This is a genomic window from Rhizobacter sp. P3_C12, from assembly GCF_056402735.1.
Window position 1 is genome coordinate 1 of sequence record NZ_JBFUGW010000089.1, and the last position, 23,288, is coordinate 23,288.

A 23,288-nucleotide genomic window follows, 5' to 3' on the forward strand; every position below is an offset into this window, starting at 1 on the left:
GCGCACCACCTTGTCGGCGACCGGCTCGAAGCGGTGCGTGCCGGTGTTGATGCTCGGCGGCTCGAAGGTGATGCCCAGCATCACCGCGTCGTCGTGGAAGATCTTGAGCTTGTCGGTGTCGTCCAGCGCGACGCTCATGTTGGCCGCGGTGAACTCGGCCAGGTAGTGCACCTTCAGCCAGGCCGTGTGGTAGGCCAGCAGCGCATACGCGGCGGCGTGCGACTTGTTGAAGCCGTAGCCCGCGAACTTCTCCATCAGGTCGAAGATCTCGTTGGCCAGCGGCTCGGCGATGCCGTTGCCGGCCGCGCCCTCGGCGAAGGTCGCGCGGTGCTTGACCATCTCCTCGAGCTTCTTCTTGCCCATCGCGCGGCGCAGCAGGTCGGCGCCGCCGAGCGAGTAGCCGCCCAGGCGCTGGGCGACCTGCATCACCTGCTCCTGGTAGACCATGATCCCGTAGGTCTCCTCCAGCACCTCCTTCATCAGCGGGTGCGGATACTCGACCTCCTCGCGGCCGTGCTTGCGCGCGCAGAAGCTCGGGATCAGGTCCATCGGGCCCGGGCGGTACAGCGCCACCAGCGCGATGATGTCCTCGAAGACGCTCGGCTTCGCATCCTTCAGCATGCGCTGCATGCCGGTGGATTCCAGCTGGAACACCGCGACCGTCTTTCCCTCGCTCATCAGCTGGTAGGCGCCGCGGTCGGTCAGCGGGATCTTCTCGAACGCGAAATCCTTGCGCGACGGATGGCGCGCGACGATGAAGTCCTTCGCCATCTCGAGGATGGTCAGCGTCGCGAGGCCCAGGAAGTCGAACTTGACCAGGCCGATCGCCTCGACGTCGTCCTTGTCGAACTGGCTGACCGCGCTGTTGCTGCCAGGCTGCATGTACAGCGGGCAGAAATCGGTGATCTTGCCGGGCGCGATCAGCACGCCGCCGGCGTGCATGCCGATGTTGCGCACCATGCCCTCGACGCGCTCGGCCAGCGCGAGCAGCTCGGCGACCTCTTCCTCGTTCTTCTCGCGCTCCTCGATCTCGGGCGCCTCGGTGCGCGCGTAGATGATGCCGCTGTCGGGCTTGTCGCCGGGGCGCTTCAGCGTGACGGTCTTGCCGGGCGGTGCCGGCACCAGCTTCGCGATGCCGTCGACGTGGCCGTAGCCCATGCCGAGCACGCGGCCCACGTCGCGCAGCGCAGCCTTGGCCGCCATCGTGCCGAAGGTCGCGATCTGGCTGACGGCGTCGCGGCCGTACTTGTCCTTGACGTAGTCGATGACGCGGTCGCGGTTGCCCTGGCAGAAGTCGATGTCGAAGTCGGGCATCGAGACCCGCTCGGGGTTCAGGAAGCGCTCGAACAGCAGGTTGTAGCGCAGCGGATCCAGGTCGGTGATCTTCAGCGCATAGGCCACCAGCGAGCCGGCGCCCGAGCCGCGGCCCGGGCCGACCGGGCAGCCGTGGGTCTTGGCCCAGATGATGAAGTCGGCCACGATCAGGAAGTAGCCGGGGAAGCCCATCTTCAGGATCGTGTTGATCTCGAAGTCGAGCCGGTCGACATAGCGCGCCATCTCGCGCGCTCGATCGGCCTCGTTCGGGTACAGGTGGAGCATCCGCTCCTTCAGGCCTTCGTGCGATGCGTAGCGGAAGTAGGCCTCGGGCGCCATGCGCTCGCCATTGACCTCGGGCGTCGGGAAATCGGGCAGCTGCGGCTTGCCGAGCACCAGCGTCAGGCTGCAGCGCTTGGCGATCTCGACGCTGTTGGCGAGCGCGCTCGGCAGGTCGGCGAACAGCGCCTCCATCTGCGCCTGCGACTTGAAGTACTGCTCGCGCGTGAAGCGCTTGACGCGCCGCGGGTTGGTCAGCGTCTCGCCCTCGGCGATGCAGGTGCGGGCCTCGTGGGCCTCGAAGTCGTCCGGCGTCTGGAACTGCACCGGGTGCGTTGCCACCACCGGCAGGCGCAGCGCGGCCGCCAGCGGCACCGCGGCGCGCACGTGGGCCTCGTTGGTCGGCTGGCCGGCGCGCTGCAGCTCGAGATAGAAGCGCTGGTCGAAGATGGCGGCCAACTTCTGCGCCGCGGCGGTGGCGCGCGCGGTGTCCTGCGCCATCAGCGCCTGGCCGATCGAGCCCATCTCGGCACCCGACAGCGCGATCAGCCCGCCGTTGAGTTCCTGCAGCCATTCGAGCTTGTGCCAGGCCTGCGCGCGCTGCGCATTCAGCACCCAGCCGCGCGACAGCAGCTCGCACAGGTTGTGGTAGCCCGCCGCGCTCTGCACCAGCAGCAGCAGGCGGCTCGGGTTCTTCTCGCCGACGGTGGTGTCGGGCTCGAGCCAGATGTCGGCGCCGATGATCGGCTGCACGCCCTTCTTGCGGGCGGCGCTGTAGAACTTGACCGCGCCGAACAGGTTCGACAGGTCGGTGATCGCGAGGGCGGGCTGGTGGTCTTGCGCCGCCGCATCCACCAGGTCATCGATCCGCAGGGTGCCATCGACGACGGAGAACTCGGTGTGGGTGCGCAGGTGGATGAAAGCCATCGGGCGATTTTAGAGAGCCTGCGCTCCGTAAAATGCCGGGCTTCGCACGAATATGAAACCCATCCTCAACATCTCCGCCTACCTGTTCGTGACCCTGACGGACACGCAGGCGCTGCGCGAGAGCATTCGCTCACAAGCGGCCGAGCGCGGCCTGTTGGGCACGGTGCTGCTCGCCGAAGAGGGCATCAACCTGTTCCTGGCCGGCGCGCCCGAGGCCGTGCGCGGCTTCGTGGCCTGGCTGCGCGGCGACGCGCGCTTCGCGGCGCTGGCGCCGAAGGAGAGCCTGTCGGATGCGGTGCCGTTCGGCAGGCTGCTGGTGAAGGTCAAGCCCGAGATCATCCGGATGAACCATCCGCAGTTCCGGCCCGAATCGGGGCGCGCGCCGGCCGTCGATGCGCGCACGCTCGCGCGCTGGCTCGATGCCGGCCATGACGACAGCGGCCGCGAGGTGGTGATGCTCGACACCCGCAATGCCTTCGAGGTGGACCACGGCCGCTTCGAGAACGCGATCGACTGGCGCATCGCGAAGTTCACCGAGTTCCCGCAGGCGCTGCGCGCGCATGCGGCCGAGCTGCAGGGCAAGACGGTGGTGAGCTACTGCACCGGCGGCATCCGCTGCGAGAAGGCGGCGCTGTTCATGGCCGAGGCCGGCGTCGAGAACGTGCTGCAGCTCGAAGGCGGCATCCTGAAATACTTCGAGGAGGCCGGTGGCAAGCACTTCGACGGCCACTGTTTCGTGTTCGATGAAAGGGAATCCGTCGACGCGGCACTGCTGCCGACGAGATCGGTGTAAGGTCGCTGCGATCGGCGCCGACCGACGGCGCAGGAGACACCGATGCAGTCCCACAGCTTGCCCCGCCGCGGCAGCCTTCCCGTCCAGCCGAACAGTCCGCTCGGCAATCGGTATGCCCAGGTCCGCGAGACCAGCCTCGCGCTGGCCGCGCCGCTGTCGCCCGAAGACTGCCAGGTGCAGTCGATGCCCGACGCGAGCCCGACGAAGTGGCACCTCGCGCACGTCACCTGGTTCTTCGAGACCTTCCTGCTGGAGCGCTTCGAGCGCGAGTTCCAGCCGCACGACGCGCGCTTCCGCGTGCTCTACAACAGCTACTACAACGGCATCGGCGACCAGTACCCGCGCGCCAAGCGCGGCCTGGTGACGCGCCCGGCACTGGCCGACGTGCTGCGCTACCGCGCCGATGTCGATGCGCGCATGCAGGTGCTGATCGCGCAGCGCGGCGGCGATGCGGAGCTGGCCGCGCTGGTCACGCTGGGCCTGCACCACGAGCAGCAGCACCAGGAGCTGCTGCTGACCGACATCAAGCACGCGCTGTCGTTCAGCCCCGGCCACCCCGGCTACGGCAAGCGCTGGCCGATGACCGCGGTGCAGGCGCAGGCGCTGCGCTGGTTCGGCTACGGCGGCGGCCTGTTCGAGCTGGGCCACGACGCCGAGCGCGACGGCGCGTTCTGCTTCGACAACGAGACACCGCGCCACCGCAGCTTCATCGCGCCGTTCGAGCTTGCATCGCGGCCGGTCAGCCATGGCGAGTGGATGGCCTTCATCGACGACGGCGGCTACCAGCGGCCGGAGCTGTGGCTCTCGCTCGGCTGGGACTGGGTGCGCAACGGCAACCACCAGGCGCCGCTGTACTGGCGGCGCGATGGCGACGCATGGTTCACGCACACGCTGCATGGCGAGATGGCCGTCGACCCGCACACGCCGGCCTGCCACCTGAGCTACTTCGAGGCCGACGCCTACGCGCGCTGGGCCGGCGCGCGGCTGCCGACCGAGGCCGAATGGGAGTTCGCGGCGCGCCATGCCAGGCCGCAGGCGCGGGCCAACTTCGCCGACAGCGGCGCCTTCCACCCGATGCCGGTGGCCGATGCGCCGGCCGATGCGCCGTCGCAGCTGTTCGGCGACGTGTGGGAGTGGACGCAGTCGGCCTACCTGCCCTACCCCGGCTACCGGGCGCTGCCCGGCGCCGTCGGCGAGTACAACGGCAAGTTCATGAGCCAGCAGATGGTGCTGCGCGGTGGCTCGTGCGCGACGCCGGCCGGGCATGCGCGGGCCAGCTACCGCAACTTCTTCCCGCCCGAGGTGCAGTGGCAGTTCAGCGGGCTGCGGCTGGCGCGCGACGTGGGCTGACGGCGGGCTATTTGAACCGGCGACGGAACGGCGTCGCCCGCGGCGTTACCAAGTGCTCGCGCCAGGTGGATCTGGTCGCGGGAGCAGGGCATGAGCGTGGGATCGGTGACGGGGAACAAGAGAACGAGGGGGCCGGCTGCCGAGCCCTCGGGCGGCAAGTCGACGGGCGCGGAGCCCACCGCGAGCATCGCGAAGAAGGCACGCCTGGAGGCAAGGAAGACCTGCGAGACCTTCCCGGACTTGAACACCGTCGAAGGCCAGGATGCCTTCTTCAACCTGGTCGGCATCGAAGGCATCGAACAGTGCTTCCGCGACGACCTGAAGACCGTGGAGCAGGTCTACTGGATGAAGGCCGACGAGCTTCTGGCGGTCGAGTTGGCCAGCGCTCCTGCTGATCCGCCTGTGCGCATCGACCCCAGCTATTTCAAGGATGCGCAGACACAGCGCGTCCCGGGAGACGGCAATTGCCTCATGCATTCGGTGTTTGCCGCGGCGGAGAATTTGGGGGGCGACACCCGAGATCGCATTCCATCCTCGCCGTCCCGAATGCGCAAGCTGGTGGTGAAACACGTCGAACGCGAATTCGCCACGTGGCACGACAAGCCAGTGAACGACATCCCGGACGAGAAGCAGTACGTCAGGGCCCTTCCGCGCGACGACCGCGAACGCCGTCGGATGCTCGAAAGACTCGAAACATCCGGCGTCTGGGACGAAGACATCCTCGACCTCGGCCCCAGCGCCATCGCCGACGCACTCAACGTGCGGATCGAGGTCATCACGCCATACACCGACGACGAGCACCGGTTGGTGGTCGGGCCTGACGATCCCGACCTGCCGCTGCTGGTGCTGCTCCGCCGCGGCGCGCACTATGAGCCGGTGGTCAAGAAGTCAGCTGTTCAACACCGCCAGCACATCCGACCTGAACTCGCGCTGGTACAGCACGTACACCACGCCGGCCGTCGCGAGCATGAAGATCAGCGGCGAGAAGAACCAGGCCACCGCGGCGAATGACAGGTAGTACGCCCGCAGCCCGTCGTTGAAGGTCTCGGCCGCCATGCTGACCACGCCGCCCGCCTTCTTCGCGAAGGCCTGCCGGCGCACCTCGCCGTCGGAGCCTTGTTCGAGCAACTGCGTGGCCTCCGGCGCCGCGGCGATCAACAGCGCGCCGAAGGTGTACTGCCGCATCGACCAGGTGAAGCGGAAGAACGCGTAGACGAAGATGCCCAGCAGCAGCACCACCTTCAGGTCGAACACCAGCACCGAGGTGCGGGCCGCGAACGGCAGGTCGCGCACGATCTCGGTGGCCTTGTCGCTGGTGCCCAGCACCGCGAGCAGGCCGCCGATGATCAGGATGGTGGTCGACGCGAAGAACGACGGGCTGGTCGACAGGTTCTGCAGCACCACGCCGTCGATCACGCGCACCTCGCGGTAGGTGGTCTGCAGCATCCATTCGCGGCGCACCCGGTTGGTCGACGCGAGGATCGACGGCTGCGTCAGCGCGCGCCGATGCGCGAACCAGATGTAGCCGGCCCAGGCGCAGAAGAACGCCACCAGGGCCGCCCAGTCCGTCCAGGGCAGCACCGCCACGAGCTTGAGGATGATGTCCATGGCGGCGACTGTAGCAAGGCACCTCAGCTCATCGTGGTCTCGATGCGCGTCTGCCCTTCGAGCACCCGGTGGATCGGGCACTTGCCGGCGATCTCGAGCAGCCGGGCGCGATCGGCCTCGGCCAGGTCGCCATCGATGTGGATGCGGCGCTGCATCTGGTAGCGCACGCCGCCGTCATCGCCACGCGTCTCGACGTGGTCCACCTGCACGTGCAGCGAGCGCACGGCCAGCGCCTTGCGGCGGATGTAGAGCTCCAGCGTCAGCGTGGTGCAGGCGGCCAGCGCCGAGTCCAGCAGGTCGTGCGGGCTCGGCGCGGCATCGCTGCTGCCGAGCGTGCGGTCCACGTCGGCGGCMCACGCATGGCGGCCATTGGTGAGCAATGTCAGTGCGCTGGCCGGTTGGTCAGCCGCGGCAGGCCGCCGATGCAGGTGGGCGTCGATGGTCATCAGCGGCGCTTCGCATCCAGGCTCAGCGCACCGGCACCGAAGGCCACGATCGCGAGCAGCCCGCCGATCACCGAGATGTTCTTCATGAACATCAGGTTCTGCACCATCGCCTGCTCGGCCGGCACGGCCCAGAAGTTGTGGAAGATCACGGTGGCGGCCGCGGTGAACACCGCCAGCACGGCCGCCGCCCAGCGCGCGTTCCAGCCGACGATCAGCGCGATGCCGCCGACGATCTCGACCAGCAGCGCGATCACCGCGCCGACCTGCGGCAGCGGCAGGCCCTTCGACGCGATGTAGCCGACCGTGCCCTCGAAGCCGGTCAGCTTGCTGAAGCCGGCCAGCACGAACATCAGGGCCAGCAGGATGCGCGCAGCGAGTGCGAGCGGGTTCTGGAATCGATCAAACATGATGGGTCGTCCTTGTGAGTTGAAGGGAAGGGATCACTGCAGGTCGAAGACCAGCACCTCGGCACCGCGACCGGCGCCGATGCGCACCGCCGGTTCGTCGTCGAGCATCGCCGCATCGCCGGCGGACAGCGCCTGGCCGTTCACCTCGACGCTGCCGCGCACCACGTGCACATAGGCCTTGCGCTTCGCCGGCAGCGCCAGCTCGGCGCGCTCGTCGCCATCGAACAGGCCAGCATACAGCGTCGCGTTGGCGTGCAGCTTCACCGAATCCTCGCGGCCGTCGGGGCTCGCGACCAGGCGCAGCGCGCCGCGCTTCTGCGTGTCGTCGAAGTGCTTCTGCTCGTAGCCCGGCTCGATGCCGCGCACGTTCGGCTCGATCCAGATCTGCAGGAAGTGCGTCGTGTCCTGCGCCGCGTGGTTGTATTCGCTGTGCTGGATGCCGCGGCCGGCGCTCATGCGCTGCACGTCGCCCGGCACGATCTGCGCGCCGTTGCCGATGCTGTCCTTGTGGCCGAGCGCGCCCGACAGCACGTACGACACGATCTCCATGTCGCGGTGGCCGTGCGTGCCGAAGCCGGTGCCCGGGGCGATGCGGTCTTCGTTGATCACGCGCAGGTTGCCGAAGCCCATGTGCTTCGGGTCGTAGTAGTCGGCGAACGAGAAGCTGTGGAACGACTTCAGCCAGCCGTGGTCGGCGTAGCCACGTTCAGTCGATTTGCGCAGGGTGAGCATGTCGCGTCCTTTCAGTGGTGATCTCTGGGGTATGGAAGAGACTGTAGGCGCCGCCCCCCGGCCCATCACGGGCCGCGCGTTGAAGCGTTCATTCAAATAAGATGAACGAAACTCCGACGGCCCCGCCATGACCAGTTCCCGCAATGTCCTGACCCCTGAAGCGCTCGCGATGATGGACGTCATCGCCCGCACCGGCAGCTTCGCCGCGGCCGCCCGCGAGTTGGGCAAGGTGCCGTCGGCGCTGACCTACAACGTGCGCCAGCTCGAGGACGCGCTCGACGTGCTGCTGTTCGATCGCCGCTCGCGCCAGGCCAGGCTGACGGCTGCCGGCGAGGAGCTGCTGCACGAGGGCCGGCGCTTGCTGCAGGAGATGGATGCGGTGGCCAACCGCGTGAAGCGCGTCGCGACCGGCTGGGAGACGCAGTTGTCGATCGCGGTCGACGGCATCATGTCGCGCGCCACGCTGTTCGAGCTGTGCGAGGCCTTCTATGCGCTGAGCCCGGAGAGCCCGGGCGCCACCAGTGGCGGGCCGGGCACGCGGCTGCGGCTGCGCACCGAGGTGCTGGCCGGTACCTGGGAGGCGCTGGTCAGCGGGCAGGCGGACCTGGCGATCGGCGTCGGCGTGGACCGCACGATGCCGCCCGGCATCCAGATGCAGCCGCTCGGCAGCATCACCTTCGTGTTCGCGGTGGCGCCGCACCATCCGCTGGCAAACGCCGAGGGCGTGCTGAGCGATGCCGACCTGATCCACCACCGCGCAGTAGCGGTCGCCGATTCGGCGCAGCGCATGGCGCCGCTGACGGTGAACCTGCTGCCCGGGCAGGACGTGCTGACCGTCGCGACGATGCAGAACAAGATCGAGGCGCAGCTGCGCTGCCTGGGCTGCGGATTCCTGCCTGAGCCGCTGGTGCGCGAGCACATCGCCGCTGGCCGGCTGGTCGTCAAGCCGGTGCAGCGGCCGACGCAGGTCGCGCGCCTGGGCTATGCGTGGCGCAGCGTGCCGGCCGGCAGCGCGACGCGCAAGCCGCAGCTGGGGCTGGCGCTGCGCTGGTGGCTGTCGCAGCTGGAGAGCCCGGCCACGCGCAGCGCGCTGATCGAACGCCACAGCGGCTTGCTGCCATTGGGCGGAGCCTGACCGTCATGGGCTATCGCGGGCGGTTTGCGCCGTCGCCGACCGGCCTGCTGCACGCCGGCTCGCTGGTGGCGGCGCTCGCGAGCTGGCTCGATGCGCGGGCGCATGGCGGCATGTGGGGGGTGCGCATCGAGGATGTCGACACGCCGCGCTGCGTGCCGGGCACCGATGCGCAGATCCTGGCACAGCTCGCGCAGTGCGGGCTGCTGCCCGACGAGCCGCCGGTGTGGCAGTCGCAGCGCGGCGCGCACTACGAGGCTGCGCTCGATGCGCTGCGCGCCGCCGGCCAGGTGTACCCCTGCGGCTGCACGCGGCGCGACATCGCCCTCGCGCTCGAAGCCGCCGGCCACGGCAAGCCGCGCCACGGCGAGCTCGTCTACCCCGGCACCTGCCGCCACGGCTTGAACGGCAAGCCGCCGCGCGCGACGCGGGTGCTGAGCTGCGATGCAACCGAGGCCGACATCGTGATCGACTGGCACGACCGCCGCCTCGGTGCGCAGCAGCAGAACCTCACGCAGGCGGTCGGCGACTTCGTGCTGCACCGCGCCGACGGGCTGTGGGCCTACCAGCTCGCGGTGGTCGTCGACGACGCGCTGCAGGGCATCACGCACGTCGTGCGCGGCGAAGACCTCGCCGACAACACGCCGCGCCAGGTCCACCTGCAGCGGCTGCTCGGCCTGCCGGCGCTGCAGTACCTGCACACGCCGCTGGTGCTGGGCGCGAACGGCGAGAAGCTGTCGAAGCAGAACGGCGCGGCACCGCTCGACCTGGCGCAGCCGCTGCACGCGCTGCGCAGCGCCGCGGCGGCGCTCGGGCTGCAGCCGCAGGCCACCGACGCGCCCGCGCTGCTGGCCGAGTGCGTTGCGCAATGGGCCGCCATCCACGCGCAGCAGCCGCGCTGAAATTGCATCCAATCGCAAGCGCGGCCCCGCCGCGGCATGCGAACTGCTTCGAAGCCCGCATCCAGAACAACCGCAGGCACACGCCGCCTTTCCCGACAGCAAGCGACGCGAAGTGAAGCCGGACTGACGCATCCCGTCAGCCGCACCGCGTGATCCATCGGCGAAAGCGATACGTCCCACCCCAGAATGATGATCCGAAGCAGCCGAGCCGCACGTGTGAGCGGAACCGTTTCCACTCTTTTCCTGTCGATGATGCTGCTGGCCGGCTGCGGCTCCGGGTCGGATGACGGCGACACGCCCGCGCCGGCGCCRGTGGGCTCGGCCCCTTCGCCGGCCCCGGCGCCGCAACCGGCCGCACTGACGCTGCCGATCGAAGTGCTCGGCGACGGCTCGCCGAAGGTGCCGCTGGTCGTCGAGACGCGCCTCGACCTCGAGAGCAGCAAGCTCGCGTCGGCCAGCAAGCTGTACCTGGTGTGCCACCGCTGCGGCTACTACGGCGCGCCCGAGTTCGAGGCGCTGGCCGCCACGCCGCCGAAGGTGAAGGCCAGCCTGCGCGTGCTCGGCGGCACCGACAGCGCCGGCGAGGCCCAGGTGCCCTGGGTCGACATCACCGACCAGACCGTCACGCTGGCCGACAACGAGCGCATCCACGGCGGCGTCAACGGCGGCTTCTTCACGACCCGCATCACGCTCGCGCTCGACACCGCGACGCGTGCGCGCCTGGTCGCGTGGCCGAAGGGCAACCGCATCCAGTTCCGCTTCAACGGCACCGACGGCGAGACCAACGGCTTCCGCGTGCTCGAGCTGCAGCTGCGCGACGACGCCGGCGCCAGCCTCGCGAGCAACGCGGTGGCGCGCGTCGACCCGCTGGTGGAGAAGAACGCCGGCAAGGCGCTCACCGGCGACGTCGAACTCGGCCGCGCGCTGTGGAGTGCGCGCGGTGCGCTCGCCAAATCGCCGCTCGTCAGCCGCAAGCTGCAGGCGGCCTGCGCGTCGTGCCATGCCGAGGACGGCCGCGACCTGCAGTACTTCAACTACTCGAACAACTCGATCGTGCAGCGCAGCCGCTACCACGGGCTGAGCGAGGCGCAGGGCCAGCAGATCGCCGCCTTCCTGCGCTACACGCTGCAGGGCGTGCCGCACGCCGCGAAGGCGCGCCCGTGGAACCCGCCGTACCAGCCGGGCCCGGGCCTCGACTGCACCGGCATCGGCTGCGAGACGCAATGGGCCGCCGGTGCCGGGCTGGAGGCGGTGCTCGAGAACGCCACCGACGCCACCAAGGCGCTGTTCGGCAAGCCGCTCTCCGGCGCGCTGAGCGTGACGCAGGCCGAGGTCGACAAGGTGATGGACCCGAGCGCGACGATGAACGCGCGCGAGATGCAGATCCCGATGCAGTTCCCCGACTGGAACGCCTGGCTGCCGACCACCCACCCGTACGACGTGTGGCCGACGACCACCGAAGGCTCGTTCGAGGCCGGCGCGAAGTTCAGCGCGGCCGACGCGAAGAAAGATCCGAACGGCAAGTACAAGGCGCTGCTCGCGTGGCTGACGGCACACAGGAACCCGAACGGCGTGTTCGGCGACTGGAGCCACCTGAAGGTCGACGAGCGCGTGCAGATCAAGCAGATGTTCACGCTGTTCGGCTGGGAGGGCTACAACTACCTGGGCGGCGGGCGCGGCAACCACATCGCGGCGAGCGGCCAGTACGGCGCGCAGGTCGGTGCGGCCAACCTGCAGAAGCTGGCCTCGGCCGCGACCACCGCTGCGAACCCGGCCGCCTTCACGACCAATGCGTTCATCGAACGCTCGGTGGCCAGCATGCTGCACTGGAACGCAGTGAAGCAGTGGGAGATGGCCCAGGTGTATGGCCTGGAAGGCAACCAGCAATGGTTCATCGGCGACAAGGACGCCGCCACCGGCGCCTGGAAGGGCCGCGGCGAGGCACACGGCTGGCCGTTCAACAGCGTCAGCCTGTTCTTCCTCGCGCCGCACATGATCTACCAGCAGGACACCGACGGCACCGGCAAGATCACACGCGAGTGGTTCAACGCATGGGAGTCCGGCAACATCGTCGGCTCGTACTACCGCACCAACCAGTGGTACCAGCTGCAGATGTCGGTGAACCCCGGCGGGCAGAGCGACTGGGTGAACTTCTCGATGGACTGGCCGTACCTGACCGCCTTCGACGACTACCTGGGCATGAAGGTCGGCACCGCGACGCCGGCCGCCAAGGCCGCCAACGACACGCACTACGTGCGGCTGCTGCAGGCGCGCATCAAGTCGGCGCAGTACGTCAACAACGAGATCGTGCTGTACGACCCGGCGCAGCCCGACCTGTTCGCCAACCGCGGCCGCTACGGGCGCGGCCAGGTGGCCAAGCACCTGACGGTGACCAACTTCATCGACACCGCGTCGAACAACGGCAAGAGCAACTCGAAGTACCGCTTCCTCGACGAGCTGTCGCCGGGGCTGTACCCGCGCGTCGTCAACGGCGCGATCCGCCAGTTCAACATGCTGTATTCGCAGACCGCCGCGACCGCCTGGCGCCGCTGCGACCCGAACAACAGCCAGCTCGGCGAGCCGGAACCGTGGGCCGGCTTCCGCTACTGCCTGGATGCGCAGCGCTCGCCGCTCGGGCAGGCGGCCGACGGCAGCTACTTCATGAACCAGGTGAACTACCGCGCCACCACCGAGCAGACCGAGCAGTACGGGCTGTGGAAGGCGACGCAGATGGGGGCCGACCCGGCGCGGCTGAAGACGTGGTCGGACTGGATCGACAGGATGTGGCCGAAACCGTGACCGTCGCCAGGGTGACGGGAATGAAGTCAAAATGGACGGCATTCCCAACGTCTTCGCGCTGCGCGCCAACGTCACCATGAAAAGCGATTTCGGATTGATCGGCCTGGCCGTGATGGGCCAGAACCTGGTGCTGAACGTGGAGAGCCACGGCTTCCAGGTCAGCGTGTTCAACCGCACGACGGCCGTCACCGACGAATTCGTCGCCCGCCACCCGGGCAAGAAGCTGGTGGGCGCGGCGACGCTCGAGGCTTTCGTCGAGAGCCTGGCCACCCCGCGCAAGATCCAGATCATGGTCAAGGCCGGCGCGCCGGTCGATGCGGTGATCGAGCAGCTGATCCCGCTGCTGTCACCYGGCGACATCGTGATCGACGGCGGCAACAGCCTCTACACCGACACCGAGCGTCGTGATGCCTACCTCGCCAGCAAGGGCCTGCGCTTCATCGGCGCCGGCGTCTCGGGCGGTGAAGAAGGCGCGCGCAAGGGCCCGTCGATCATGCCGGGCGGGCCGGCCTCGACCTGGGAGGTGATGCAGCCGATCTTCGAGGCGATCTCGGCCAAGGTCGACGGCGAGCCGTGCGTGATCCACATCGGCCCGGGCGGTGCCGGCCACTACGTGAAGATGATCCACAACGGGATCGAGTACGGCGACATGCAGCTGATCTGCGAGGCCTACAGCCTGTTCAAGGCGGCGGGTTTCACGACGCAGGAGATGGCGGCGATCTTCAACCAGTGGAACGAGGGCGAGCTGCAGAGCTACCTGATCCAGATCACCGGCAAGGCGCTGGAGCAGGTGGATGCCGAGACCGGCAAGCCGATCGTCGAGCTGATCCTCGACAAGGCCGGCCAGAAGGGCACCGGCCAGTGGACGCTGCTGAACGCGGCCGAGAACGCGGTGGTGATCAGCACGATCAATGCGGCGGTCGAGGCGCGCGTGTTGTCGTCGCAGAAGAAGCAGCGCGTGGCGGCCAGCAAGCAGCTGCAGGGGCCGAAGGTCGACCTGTCGCCGGTGAAGGCGCAGCTGGTGGCCAAGGTGCACGACGCGCTGTATGCGTCGAAGGTGATCAGCTACGCGCAGGGCCTGGACCTGATGAAGACGATGGGCGAGAAGAAGGGCTGGGGGCTCGACCTCGGCCGCATCGCCGCGATCTGGCGCGGCGGCTGCATCATCCGCGCGCGCTTCCTGAACCGCATCACCGACGCGTACCGCAGCAACCCGCAGCTGACGAACCTGATGCTGGACCCGTTCTTCAAGGACCTGCTGAACCGCACGCAGCAGAACTGGCGCGAGACGGTGGCGCTGGCGGTGACGAACGGCATCCCGGTGCCGGCGTTCAGCGCGTCGCTGGGCTACTACGACAGCTACCGCTCGGAGCGGCTGTCGGCCAACCTGCTGCAGGCGCAGCGCGACTTCTTCGGTGCGCACACGTACGAGCGCATCGACAAGCCGGAGGGGACGATGTTCCATACCGAGTGGCCGGAAGTGATCGGCTGAGGAGCAACGACATGAAGCACATCTTGCGCACCACGTTGTTGATGGCGGGTCTCATCGCCGGTGCCGCGGGCACGGCCCGGGCCGACGAGGAGCCGTCGAAGATCGACCGCGCGGCCTCGGCCGTCGGTCATGCGGCGTCGACCGCGGCGACGAAGACCGGCAGCGCTGTGAAGCACGCGGCCGAGGTCACCGGGGCGGCGATCCAGAAGGGCGCGGAGAAGACCGGCGCAGTGGTGCGCAAGGGGGTCGAGAAGACCGGCGAGGTGATGAAGCGCGGCGGGGAGAAGCTGCAGTCTTCTGCGAAGTCTGCATCTTCGAGCGACTGACTCGCACTGATCAGCGCCAGCTGGTCGACAGCATCGCGAAGCCCAGCAGGTTGACGGCGACCGTGACCCAGAACACGCGCCGGAACGATGCCTTGGCGGACTTGTGGCGCAACCACCGCTGCGCGAGCAGCGCACCCGGCCAGCCGCCGGCGAGCGACAGCAGGTGCAGCGTGCGCTCGGGTGTGCGCGGCCCCCTGCGGCGCGCTGCGGATTTGTCGATCGCATAGACGACGAACGTGATCAGGCTCAAGCCGGCATAGGCCGCAGCGATCCAGAGCAAGGGCCAGCGGGTGTTCATCGTTGATTCAGGAGAGTGTGGCGCCGGATCGTACGTGACACTCCCGTATTGACGCAGCCTCCTCTTGGCAGTCAAATCGCCGCTCTCCATGGCACCTCATCAGGTGCATCCGGAGACGAGCGCTCGCCACACGGCATCCAACGCTCCCCGGCGCAACTCCCTCGCGCCTTCCCCCTGAAGTACAGCGTCCGCGCTTGCTCCGACATGAACCGGAGYGACGCGGGTTCGACCACACGTGCCATTCATGGCACGCCTCGTCTGACCGAGGAGAAATATGCTGAACATCGATGTCCAGGGCTTGGTCGTGGACGGTCGCATCGTGAGGGCCATACGCCCTGCCATCGAGCGAGCGCCGATGTTGATCATCAGAGGGCTCATCGTGCACCAGACCGGCGGAGGCAGCGCTCAGTCCGCACTGGAGAGCTACCAACGCCAATCCGCAAACGGCGCCCACTTCCTGATCGACAAGGACGGAACCCTCTACCAGACCGCCTCGTTGCGCAAGCAAACCTGGCACACGGGCAAGCTGAGGAGCCGGTGCATGCTGGAGGCACGCTGCTCAACTGCGGAACAGCGGCTCAACAACAGCTTCAACCCATCGCAAGAGAATGCAAGAGAACAGCTCAAGTCGGTTCCCAATCGATATCCGTCGAATGCCGATGCCATTGGCATCGAACTTGTCGGCGAAGCCTTGCCACGCGGAGGAAGCACGCCCGATGCGCTCAAGACCTACGAGCCGGTCACGCCAGCGCAGAATGCCGCCTTGCAATGGTTGATTCAGGAACTGTCGAACACACTGAACATCCCGCTCTCAGAGGTGTTCCGCCATCCAACTGTCTCTCGCAAGAACCCAACCGAAGCCAGTACCGCACGATGGTGAAACACTGCATCGCGTCACTTCTTCTCGCATTCAGCGCCGCCGTTCAGGCCGGCGGCAACGGCTGCACCGCGGGATCCGAATTCGAACCGCCGCTGTGTCCGATCCACTTGCCCAGGATCAAGTCGGTCACCGTGGAAGCGAATGCGGTCAAGGCATCGACAGAGACCGACCCGGCTGTCGACTGCGCCTCGTTCAAGCTGGGCGAGCGGCAGGTCCGTCGCTTCCTCGCTCGCTCGAAGCAGGCCGACGCGAACGACGCGCATCACACGCTGGATTGGTCGCCCTGTCATGCGACGGGAACGATCACGTTCGTGGATGGCAGCTCAGCACACTGGAGCATCCATCAACTGCGCAGTGGAACGCTGACATTCGATGGTGGCGCCACCATGCTCCTCCATTGCCGCCACTGCGGATTCAAGCCCTTCCTGTGACCTGAAACAGCAGGCGGCCCACGACAAGTCCATCAACGACAGCAGGTACAGACGTACTCGCAAACGTTGTCTGTGACAGGACCCTCTTGGCACAGCCTTGTGCTTCACGTGTAATCCACCGGCCGCGTCGTCGAAGCAGTCGTCCTTGGCAGTTGAGAGGGTGTGATGGCGCGGATCGATCCACCCACTCAATCGACCCCTTCAATGAAGACGACAACGCCTCCTGCTGCGGCAATCCATGAAGCCCGAACGATGAGCCTCTACACCATCATTGTCGAGTTCATCGGAGGCACCTATGTTTTTCAAGCCAGCGCCGACAACGAAAGATCAGCGCTGTCGTCCTGGTGCAAAACGGTTCGCATCAACATGGATTTCGGACCTGACTCCTGCCGCCTGGCCGAAGAAATCGAACATGAAGCGAACGCGGCACGACTCTCCCTTCTCGATGGGCTTCAGTCGGCCTGGAGCTTCACGACGAACTTGAACGAGCGGCTGATACTGGGGCATGTGGTCAAGACGGTGCCACCTCCGGCCTGAACCTCATCACGCGAAGTCACGGCCGCGGCCCCACGGCCTCCACCGGACACGCCGCCCTCGCCCCCACCACCGGCCTCGGTGGACACCCCGCCAGCGCAGGCTCCGCCACCAGCCGCTGATCCCACGCCGCCCCGCCCGCCTTCGGCTGCAGCGACACCCCCTCGACGAACAGCCCCTCCGCCGACGGCAGCACCACGCTGTGCCGGTCCAGCCCGGTCGCCTCGCGCCAGCGCTCCAGCCCGACCTTCACGACCCGCTTGTCTTCCCAGCTGAACACCCCCGGCGCCCCGGTGCGCATCGCATACACGTTGCGGTCGATCACCAGCGTGCGCGCGTCGCTCATCGCCTCCGAGGTGATGCGGATGAACGGCAGCTTCGCGCCGCCGACGATCAGGTTGTTGGTGATCGACACCTCGGTGCCGCCCTGGTGGATCTCCGACTCGTTCGACACCAGCACCGACCCGTGCGTCAGCAGCCCGGTGTTCCAGCAGGTGTTGTTGTGGATGCGCGGCCGCCATGACGACGAGGTCGCGAGGCAGGCCCAGCCCACCTCGCTGATCACGTTGTCGCGGATCACGCCGTCGTAGGTCTCGTACGGCCCGTCGACCAGCCGGTCGTCGTCGGTCTCCTGCCCCAGCATGATCGCGTTCGACCAGGTCCGCTCGACACGGTTGAATTCGAACACCGTGTTGCGCGAGTTGCCCTTCGCATAGAGGCCGATCGACGGGATGTCGTGCACGTGGTTGAAGGCCACCCGCGTGCGGTCCGCACCGACGATGTCGATGCCCTGCGCGTTGTCGCCGATCTTCGCGTTCGGATGGTGGATGCGGTTGTGCAGGATCTCGACGTCGTCCGCGGTGCGCACCAGCTTCACCACATCGACCCGCGAGCAGCACAGGTCGTTGTCGAGCAGCCGCACATGCGGCGTGTCGATCTTGATCGCATAGCCCTCCTCCTGCCCGTCGGCGCTGCCGCGCACCTCCAGCCCCTGCACCTGCCAGTACATCGCCTGGCACACCGTGCCCTTCGGCGCCTCTTCGTCGCAGGTGCGGTGGTAGAAGTAGATCGACGGCCCGCGCCCCGTGCCCTGGATCACCGCACGCTCCTTCGCGTACGCGCGCAGCGTGATCCACGCCTCGGCGGTGCCGGGGTTGCGGATCACCGCGCCGTCGTAGGTGCCGGCGCGCAGCTCGATGATGTCGCCGGGCTTCACGCGCTGCACCGCGGCGTCCAGCGTGCGCAGCGGCGCCTCGAGCGTGCCGACCGCGCGGTCGGTGCCGTCGGGGGCGACGACGAAGGTGCGCGGCTGCGCCGAGGCCGCTGCCGCGGCGCTGACCAGCGCCCCCACCGCCAGCCGGCCGAGGGCAGGCCTACACCCAGCCGCGAAGCGAATACATCGCCAGACCAAGCCACTCATGCAGCACCTCCTCGAGCGCACCGGGCGCCTCGTTGCTGGGCACGAAATGCTGCCACTTCAGCGCCGTGTCGGCGCGGAAATCGCAGGGATACGGCAGCACGTCCAGCCCGACACCGCGTGCCGCGGCCACCGAGCGCGGCAGGTGGATCGCGCTCGTCAGCAGCAGCACCCGGCCCTGCGCGCGCAGGCCGAACTGCCGCTCGCTGAAGAGCAGGTTCTCGTGGGTGTTGACCGACCGCGTCTCGACGCCGATCGCCGCGGCCGGCACGCCCAGCCGCTGCGCGACCGAGGCCATGTGCTGCGCGACCGAGTCCGACCCATCGGGCAGCGGCGCGCCGGTGAACATCAGCCGCCCGCCGAAGCGCTGGTGCAGCTCGACGGCCTTCTCGGTGCGCTCCCAGCTCGGCGCGCCCATCACGACGGTGTAGCCGGCTTCGGTCTTGCGGAACCAGCCGGCGGTCATCACCAGCATGCGCGGGCCGTCGGTGCCCGGCAGCGCCTTCAGCTGCGCGTCGGTCGGCACCGGCCACCAGGCCTCCAGCTGCGCGAGCAGCGTGTTGGCAGTCGCCGGGATCGAGACGACGTAGACCAGCAGGCCCAGCAGCGCGAACCCGTGTCGCCAGCGGTGCAGCCGCCCGGCCTTCGCGCGCCACGCGCGAACGCTCAGCCACGCGAGACCCAGCAGCACGTACAGCGGCATCGCCAGCAGCAGGTGCACCAGGTCGGTCAGGACGGAGCGCATGAGGTCAGCCTCGAAAGGCCGCGGATATCCGTTCGCCCTGAGCCTGTCGAAGGGTTGGTGCCACAGCGCGCCAGGCCTTCGACAKGCTCAGGGCGAACGGGGGTTTGTGATATTGAAGACCTGATCCATCCGCCCCCAGCGGAAATCGCCGAGCAGGCGATCCAGCCGGCTCTCGGTGCGGTGCAGGTTCACGTAGTGCCTGAAGCGCGTCTTCAGCCCCGGCCCCGGCACGCGCGGCTGCAGCGGGTCGATCTCCCACGGGTGCATGTAGAAGATCGCCGGCGCCTGCTCGTCGCGATTGAAACGGTCGATCGCCCAGCGCGACACGCCATACGGCGCGAAGCGGAAGTAGCCGCCGCCGCCGGCCGGCAGGTTGCGCCCGAGCGCACGCACCGTCGTGATCGGCAGCTCGGTCAGCCCGTCGCGCACCTGGTACGGAAAGCGCGGCGCGTCCGGCATGCCGTAGTGGTCGTGCTGCACCGGGTAGACGCTGGAGCTGTAGACGTAGCCCGCTTCCTTCAGCACGTCGAAGGCCCACAGGTTGCCGGCCCCGATCGAGAAGCTCGGCGCGCGGTACCCGATCACCCGCACGCCGGCGATGTCCTCGAGGATGCGCTTCGCGTTCGTCACGTCGTGGCTGAACGCCTCGCGCGACAACTCGCTCGCCCGCTGGTGCCCGTAGCCATGGCTCGCCAGTTCGTGCCCGTCGTCGACGATGCGGCGTACCACCTGCGGGTAGCGCTCGGCGATCCACCCGAGCGTGAAGAACGTGGCCTTCGCATGGTTGTCGGCAAAGCGCCGCAGCAGGCGGTCGACGTTCGCCTCGACGCGGCACGGGATCGAATCCCAGCGGTCGCGCGCGATGAACGGCGCCAGCGCCGAGACCTGGAAGTAGTCCTCGACGTCGACCGTCAGGGCGTTGGTGATCGGGTTCTTGGTCATGGGCTCACGGACAGATTCAGCGAACGGATTCGGCAGCGCGGGCGGTCGACGAGACGCGCATCGAGGCCGGCAGCCAGCTGCGCAGGTGCTTCGCGATGCGGCTGGCGGTGCCGCCATCCCAGTACTCGGGCACGTCGACGCGTGCGGATTCGGTCAGCAGGATCTCGCGCACGGCCTTCAGCGCCTGCTCGACGTTGCGGCCGACGACGATGCTCGACGGATCGGCCACCGGCGTGCCGCTGCGGTCGTTGCCGAGCGTGATGCTGCGCACGCCGAGCGTCACCGCCTCCTCGACCAGCTCGCCTTCGCTGCCGGCGATCAGGCAGCGCGCCTGCTGCAGCAGCCCGATCTCCTCGAGGTAGCCCTGCGCCGGCATCACGATCACGCCGGCATCGGCCAGGCGCGTCTCCTGCCCGGTGGATTTCAGCGCGACCAGCGCCTCCTCGCGCAGCGGCCACACCAGCGGCAGCTCGCGGCCCAGTGTCGCGAGCATCGGCAGCAGCTCGTCCATCGCCTTCGGCTGCAGCGCCAGGCTCACCAGCCCGAAGCCGCGCGGGTCGTTCAGCACCGCCGGCGAGAGCTTGGCGCGCGCGAACGATTCGAGCGGCGGCACCGCATGCGGCAGCCCGAAGTGCAGCAGGTTGGCCGCCAGGCTGCCGACGCAGTGCACCCGGTCCGAGGGAATGCCCTCGCGGTACAACGTGTAGTAGGTCAGCAGCTTGTTCGTGTACAGCGCATCGGCCACGCGGTCGATCAGCACGCCGTTCATCTCGGCGCTGGCGCTGCCGCCGGTGTTGCGCTGGCCGGCGTCGAGCCGCAGCACCGGCACGCCGCGCTTGTTGGCGAGCAGCGTGCACATCAGCACCGCATCCGATTTGCCGACCGCCAGCACCGCGCTCGGCATGAACTCGGCCAGCACCTCGTCGAAGCGCGTCAGCGCCGCGGCCGAACCGTGCGCCACGCCGACCGCGTGCGCGCCGATGCCGAGGTGGATCTCCATCTTCGGCAGCGGCAGCACCGCGGCACCGGCCGCGCCGATCGCCAGGCCCTCTTCGGTGCCGGGCTGCACCGCCATCACCGGCGGCAGGTCGCCGTATTCCTCGAGCACGCGCGACAGCGCGCCGATCTTCAGGAAATCGGTGCGGGTGTCGACCACGCACAGCAGCGGGCGCTGCAGCTTGCTGCCGCTGCGCGAGCGCTGGACCACGCCGAGGCTCGCGTTGTTGCCGTTCACGCCGAAGTCCACCGCCGCGTCCAGCACCGGCAGCGCCGGGTTGGGCGGGATCGTCACGTCGGGCCGGCCGTGGCCCGCGGCCTGACCCGCCGAGGGCACCAGCATCGGCACGTCGGCGAGCTCGCCGATCTCGCTGCGCAGCTCGCCGGCGGTCTGGTCCACCGTCTCGGCCGAGATCGCGTCCTTGCCCGACAGGAAGGCGGCGAGGAACAGCCGGTTGCACAGCCGGTTGATGCGGCGCGGCACGCCGCCGGTCCAGCGGTGGATCGCGTCGAACGCATCGTCGGCGAAGGCCGGCGAATCCTTCCAGCCGACGCGGTGCAGGCGGTGCTCGATGTAGGCGCGCGTCTCGGTCTGGTCGAGCGGGCCGAGGTGGCACGACGCGATCACGCGCTGGCGCAGCTGCTCCATCGACTTCGATTGCAGCAGCGTGCGCAGCTCCGGCTGGCCGATCAGGAAGCTCTGCAGCAGCGCATGGTTGCCGAGCTGGAAGTTCGACAGCATGCGCAGCTCTTCGACCGCCTCGTGCTTCAGGTTCTGCGCCTCGTCGACGATCAGCAGCGCACGCCGGCCCTTCGCGGCCAGCGCGGTCAGGAAGCCCTCGAGGCTCGCGATCAGGTGCGCCTTCGACGCACCCGCGGTCGGCACGCCGTAGGCGGTGAGGATGGCGCGCAGCAGGTCGCCCGATTCGAGCTGCGTGCTGACCACCTGCGCGGCCACCACCTTCTCGGCGTCCAGCCCTTCGAGCAGCGTGCGCACCAGCGTGGTCTTGCCGGCACCGATCTCGCCGGTGACGACGATGAAGCCCTCGCCCTGGTGCACGCCGAACTTCAGGTAGGCCAGCGCGTTGCTGTGCCCGCGGCTGTCGAAATAGAACGCCGGGTCCGGGTTCAGCTGGAAAGGCGGGCCGCTCAGGCCGAAGTGCGATTCGTACATGAAGAGATCAGAACCTGTAGCGCAGCCCGGCGTAGATGGCCTTCTCGCCGTCGAGGTCGACGGAGGTCAGCGTCGTGCTGTTGGATTTGACGGTGAGGCGGCGCGCACCGATCGTCGCCGTGGTGTGCGGCGACAGCGTGCGCGTGCCCTCGACGCGCAGCGAATACTGCGTCGTGTAGCGGCCGAGGTTGCTGCCGCCCAGCCCCTCGATGCGCGAGCCGTCGCCGATCACGGTCAGCGTGGTCAGCGGCCCGAGCTTGTAGTCCCAGCCGAGCGACGCCGATTTCTGCTCGGTGTCGTACGACGGGTCGGGGATGTTGGTCTGGCCCGCCATCTGCAGCGCCTGCTGCTTCAGGTAGCCCACCTGCAGGTAGATGCGGTTGCGCCGGCCCTGCAGCGCGGCCTGGAAGCCGGCGCTCTCGCGCAACTGGGCCACCACCGAGTACAGCGCGGACGGGTTGATGCCGCCGCCCACCGGCACCGGCGACGCGCTGCCGGGCGGCAGCACGCCGTTGTCGGGGATGCCCTGGCTCGACACCGTGCGGCTCGCCTGCAGCCCGAGCGTCAGCGTGGCCGAGTTGTGCGCATAGACGGCGTCCCAGCCGTTGCCGAAGTAGCGGTGCTCCACCGTCACGCGCAGGTTGCTGCGCTCGTCGGGCCGCCACGTGACGCGCCCGCCGTACAGCGTGTCGGTCGGCGTGTCCGCCAGCAGCGAGGTCTTCTCGCGCCCGCCGACGATGCCCAGCACCAGCTGCGGCTGCGGTTGCCAGTTCAGCCACAGCCGCGCCTCGCGCGTGCTGAGCGTCTGGCCCTGCGTGAAGTCGTCGCTCTCGTCGTGCGCCTTCACCTCGATCTGCAGGCCGAAGCTGCGCGGCGCGCGCTCGTACGAGACGATCTTGTCCAGGCCCTTGGTGGTGCGCACCTGCTTGGTCAGGAAGTCGGTGATGCGCGCATGCGTGTAGTCGACGCGCGCGAGCATCGAGTCGAGCTCGTTGAAGCGGTGCATCAGGTACGGGCTCAGCCCGTAGCGGCGGCGCGGCTCCAGCTTGTACGAGGTGGCAGCCTCGGGGCGCGTCGCATACGGGTCGTCGAAGGTCGGATCGATCCGGTACCAGGCGTCGAAGTAGGCCCAGTCCTCGACCACCTTCGAGGCCAGGTCGATGCGTGCGCGCGGCAGCACGCGCGACGGCTGGCTGTCGTTCAGGTAGCTCAGGCTGCTGACCGACGCATTGCCGCTCAGCGTGATGCGCGGCCCGCGGCGCTCGAACACGATCGACGGCTGCACCTCGAGCACGGTGTCGCTCTGCTTGATGCCGAGGTCGGGCGTCGCGTTGTCGGTGTGCACCAGCCGCGAGTCGATCGCC

21 protein-coding genes are annotated in these 23,288 nt (G+C 68.4%); 10 read left to right on the top strand and 11 right to left on the bottom strand.

The genetic code is table 11. The features are described 5' to 3' along the window. A partial coding sequence (gene dnaE / locus AC1DXV_RS15575; protein ID WP_477934389.1) for a DNA polymerase III subunit alpha occupies positions 1 to 2,520 on the bottom strand: 2,520 nt, incomplete at its 3' end. Between the two features lie 52 nt (positions 2,521 to 2,572). On the opposite strand from dnaE, the gene AC1DXV_RS15580 reads away from it, so the two are divergent. Then, the gene (locus AC1DXV_RS15580; RefSeq protein WP_477867099.1) at positions 2,573 to 3,313 is read left to right on the top strand and encodes a sulfurtransferase; all 741 of its coding nucleotides are present in this window, start codon (positions 2,573 to 2,575) and stop codon (positions 3,311 to 3,313) included. A 42-nt stretch (positions 3,314 to 3,355) separates the two neighbouring features. Next, positions 3,356 to 4,663 (top strand): ergothioneine biosynthesis protein EgtB, encoded by a 1,308-nt coding sequence (egtB, locus tag AC1DXV_RS15585; protein ID WP_477867101.1) that lies wholly within the window; start codon positions 3,356 to 3,358, stop codon positions 4,661 to 4,663. A gap of 888 nt (positions 4,664 to 5,551) precedes the next feature. On the opposite strand, the gene AC1DXV_RS15590 is transcribed toward egtB, so the two are convergent. From AC1DXV_RS15590 to AC1DXV_RS15605, 4 genes are read right to left on the bottom strand one after another with little or no spacing between them, the layout of a single operon-like run. Next, entirely contained in the window at positions 5,552 to 6,271 is a 720-nt protein-coding gene (locus AC1DXV_RS15590; RefSeq protein WP_477867103.1) for a DUF599 domain-containing protein, read from the bottom strand. A 23-nt stretch (positions 6,272 to 6,294) separates the two neighbouring features. Continuing rightward, positions 6,295 to 6,717, bottom strand: a complete 423-nt coding sequence (locus AC1DXV_RS15595; protein WP_477934391.1) for an OsmC family protein — start codon at positions 6,715 to 6,717, stop codon at positions 6,295 to 6,297. Continuing rightward, positions 6,717 to 7,124 carry a DoxX family protein gene (locus AC1DXV_RS15600; protein WP_477867107.1) on the bottom strand — a complete coding sequence of 136 codons (408 nt, stop codon included), beginning with the start codon at positions 7,122 to 7,124 and terminating at the stop codon, positions 6,717 to 6,719. The genes AC1DXV_RS15595 and AC1DXV_RS15600 overlap by 1 nt, the downstream gene beginning before the upstream one ends. Before the next feature lie 33 nt (positions 7,125 to 7,157). Then, entirely contained in the window at positions 7,158 to 7,856 is a 699-nt protein-coding gene (locus AC1DXV_RS15605; protein WP_477867109.1) for a pirin family protein, read from the bottom strand. 127 nt (positions 7,857 to 7,983) lie between these two features. On the opposite strand from AC1DXV_RS15605, the gene AC1DXV_RS15610 reads away from it, so the two are divergent. From AC1DXV_RS15610 to AC1DXV_RS15630, 5 genes are all read left to right on the top strand, one after another. Continuing rightward, positions 7,984 to 8,991: a LysR family transcriptional regulator gene (locus tag AC1DXV_RS15610; protein WP_477934393.1), complete on the top strand. Its 1,008-nt coding sequence runs from the start codon at positions 7,984 to 7,986 to the stop codon at positions 8,989 to 8,991. A gap of 5 nt (positions 8,992 to 8,996) precedes the next feature. Continuing rightward, a complete protein-coding gene (gluQRS, locus tag AC1DXV_RS15615; RefSeq protein WP_477872876.1) occupies positions 8,997 to 9,890 on the top strand; it encodes a tRNA glutamyl-Q(34) synthetase GluQRS in 894 nt (297 codons plus the stop codon). 216 nt (positions 9,891 to 10,106) lie between these two features. Beyond that, a complete protein-coding gene (locus AC1DXV_RS15620; RefSeq protein ID WP_477934395.1) occupies positions 10,107 to 12,689 on the top strand; it encodes a hypothetical protein in 2,583 nt (860 codons plus the stop codon). 31 nt (positions 12,690 to 12,720) lie between these two features. Next, complete coding sequence (gene gnd / locus AC1DXV_RS15625) at positions 12,721 to 14,181, top strand: decarboxylating NADP(+)-dependent phosphogluconate dehydrogenase (RefSeq protein WP_477934397.1); 1,461 nt, start codon at positions 12,721 to 12,723, stop codon at positions 14,179 to 14,181. A gap of 11 nt (positions 14,182 to 14,192) precedes the next feature. Further along, positions 14,193 to 14,507: a hypothetical protein gene (locus tag AC1DXV_RS15630; RefSeq protein WP_477869587.1), complete on the top strand. Its 315-nt coding sequence runs from the start codon at positions 14,193 to 14,195 to the stop codon at positions 14,505 to 14,507. Positions 14,508 to 14,517: 10 nt separating this feature from the next. Here the strand turns inward: AC1DXV_RS15630 and AC1DXV_RS15635 are convergent, their stop codons facing one another. Further along, on the bottom strand, positions 14,518 to 14,805 hold the full coding sequence (locus AC1DXV_RS15635; protein ID WP_477869585.1) for a DUF1294 domain-containing protein: 288 nt from the start codon (positions 14,803 to 14,805) through the stop codon (positions 14,518 to 14,520). Between the two features lie 274 nt (positions 14,806 to 15,079). On the opposite strand from AC1DXV_RS15635, the gene AC1DXV_RS15640 reads away from it, so the two are divergent. From AC1DXV_RS15640 to AC1DXV_RS15650, 3 genes are all read left to right on the top strand, one after another. Continuing rightward, positions 15,080 to 15,685, top strand: a complete 606-nt coding sequence (locus tag AC1DXV_RS15640) for a peptidoglycan recognition protein family protein (protein ID WP_477869583.1) — start codon at positions 15,080 to 15,082, stop codon at positions 15,683 to 15,685. Further along, on the top strand, positions 15,679 to 16,116 hold the full coding sequence (locus AC1DXV_RS15645; RefSeq protein ID WP_477869581.1) for a hypothetical protein: 438 nt from the start codon (positions 15,679 to 15,681) through the stop codon (positions 16,114 to 16,116). Before AC1DXV_RS15640 ends, AC1DXV_RS15645 begins: the two co-directional genes overlap by 7 nt. A gap of 252 nt (positions 16,117 to 16,368) precedes the next feature. Further along, positions 16,369 to 16,653: a hypothetical protein gene (locus tag AC1DXV_RS15650; RefSeq protein ID WP_477869579.1), complete on the top strand. Its 285-nt coding sequence runs from the start codon at positions 16,369 to 16,371 to the stop codon at positions 16,651 to 16,653. 16 nt (positions 16,654 to 16,669) lie between these two features. Here the strand turns inward: AC1DXV_RS15650 and AC1DXV_RS15655 are convergent, their stop codons facing one another. From AC1DXV_RS15655 to AC1DXV_RS15675, 5 genes are all read right to left on the bottom strand, one after another. After that, positions 16,670 to 18,001 carry a right-handed parallel beta-helix repeat-containing protein gene (locus AC1DXV_RS15655; RefSeq protein ID WP_477934399.1) on the bottom strand — a complete coding sequence of 444 codons (1,332 nt, stop codon included), beginning with the start codon at positions 17,999 to 18,001 and terminating at the stop codon, positions 16,670 to 16,672. Positions 18,002 to 18,023: 22 nt separating this feature from the next. Further along, entirely contained in the window at positions 18,024 to 18,812 is a 789-nt protein-coding gene (locus AC1DXV_RS15660; RefSeq protein ID WP_477870598.1) for a YdcF family protein, read from the bottom strand. A gap of 87 nt (positions 18,813 to 18,899) precedes the next feature. Next, positions 18,900 to 19,754, bottom strand: a complete 855-nt coding sequence (locus AC1DXV_RS15665; RefSeq protein ID WP_477870596.1) for an XrtA system polysaccharide deacetylase — start codon at positions 19,752 to 19,754, stop codon at positions 18,900 to 18,902. Between the two features lie 16 nt (positions 19,755 to 19,770). Beyond that, the gene (locus AC1DXV_RS15670; protein ID WP_477870594.1) at positions 19,771 to 21,924 is read right to left on the bottom strand and encodes an XrtA/PEP-CTERM system-associated ATPase; all 2,154 of its coding nucleotides are present in this window, start codon (positions 21,922 to 21,924) and stop codon (positions 19,771 to 19,773) included. A gap of 7 nt (positions 21,925 to 21,931) precedes the next feature. Continuing rightward, a partial coding sequence (locus AC1DXV_RS15675) for a TIGR03016 family PEP-CTERM system-associated outer membrane protein (protein ID WP_477934401.1) occupies positions 21,932 to 23,288 on the bottom strand: 1,357 nt, incomplete at its 5' end.

Bases quoted from the DNA above. Each gene is read 5' to 3' on its own strand.
- AC1DXV_RS15600 (WP_477867107.1), bottom strand. From the start codon at position 7,124: ATGTTTGATCGATTCCAGAACCCGCTCGCACTCGCTGCGCGCATCCTG.
- AC1DXV_RS15650 (WP_477869579.1), top strand. From the start codon at position 16,369: ATGAGCCTCTACACCATCATTGTCGAGTTCATCGGAGGCACCTATGTT.
- egtB (WP_477867101.1), top strand. From the start codon at position 3,356: ATGCAGTCCCACAGCTTGCCCCGCCGCGGCAGCCTTCCCGTCCAGCCG.
- AC1DXV_RS15580 (WP_477867099.1), top strand. From the start codon at position 2,573: ATGAAACCCATCCTCAACATCTCCGCCTACCTGTTCGTGACCCTGACG.
- AC1DXV_RS15630 (WP_477869587.1), top strand. From the start codon at position 14,193: ATGAAGCACATCTTGCGCACCACGTTGTTGATGGCGGGTCTCATCGCC.
- AC1DXV_RS15670 (WP_477870594.1), bottom strand. From the start codon at position 21,924: ATGTACGAATCGCACTTCGGCCTGAGCGGCCCGCCTTTCCAGCTGAAC.
- gluQRS (WP_477872876.1), top strand. From the start codon at position 8,997: ATGGGCTATCGCGGGCGGTTTGCGCCGTCGCCGACCGGCCTGCTGCAC.
- AC1DXV_RS15605 (WP_477867109.1), bottom strand. From the start codon at position 7,856: ATGCTCACCCTGCGCAAATCGACTGAACGTGGCTACGCCGACCACGGC.
- AC1DXV_RS15665 (WP_477870596.1), bottom strand. From the start codon at position 19,754: ATGACCAAGAACCCGATCACCAACGCCCTGACGGTCGACGTCGAGGAC.
- AC1DXV_RS15645 (WP_477869581.1), top strand. From the start codon at position 15,679: ATGGTGAAACACTGCATCGCGTCACTTCTTCTCGCATTCAGCGCCGCC.
- AC1DXV_RS15640 (WP_477869583.1), top strand. From the start codon at position 15,080: ATGCTGAACATCGATGTCCAGGGCTTGGTCGTGGACGGTCGCATCGTG.
- AC1DXV_RS15635 (WP_477869585.1), bottom strand. From the start codon at position 14,805: ATGAACACCCGCTGGCCCTTGCTCTGGATCGCTGCGGCCTATGCCGGC.
- AC1DXV_RS15660 (WP_477870598.1), bottom strand. From the start codon at position 18,812: ATGCGCTCCGTCCTGACCGACCTGGTGCACCTGCTGCTGGCGATGCCG.
- AC1DXV_RS15610 (WP_477934393.1), top strand. From the start codon at position 7,984: ATGACCAGTTCCCGCAATGTCCTGACCCCTGAAGCGCTCGCGATGATG.
- AC1DXV_RS15590 (WP_477867103.1), bottom strand. From the start codon at position 6,271: ATGGACATCATCCTCAAGCTCGTGGCGGTGCTGCCCTGGACGGACTGG.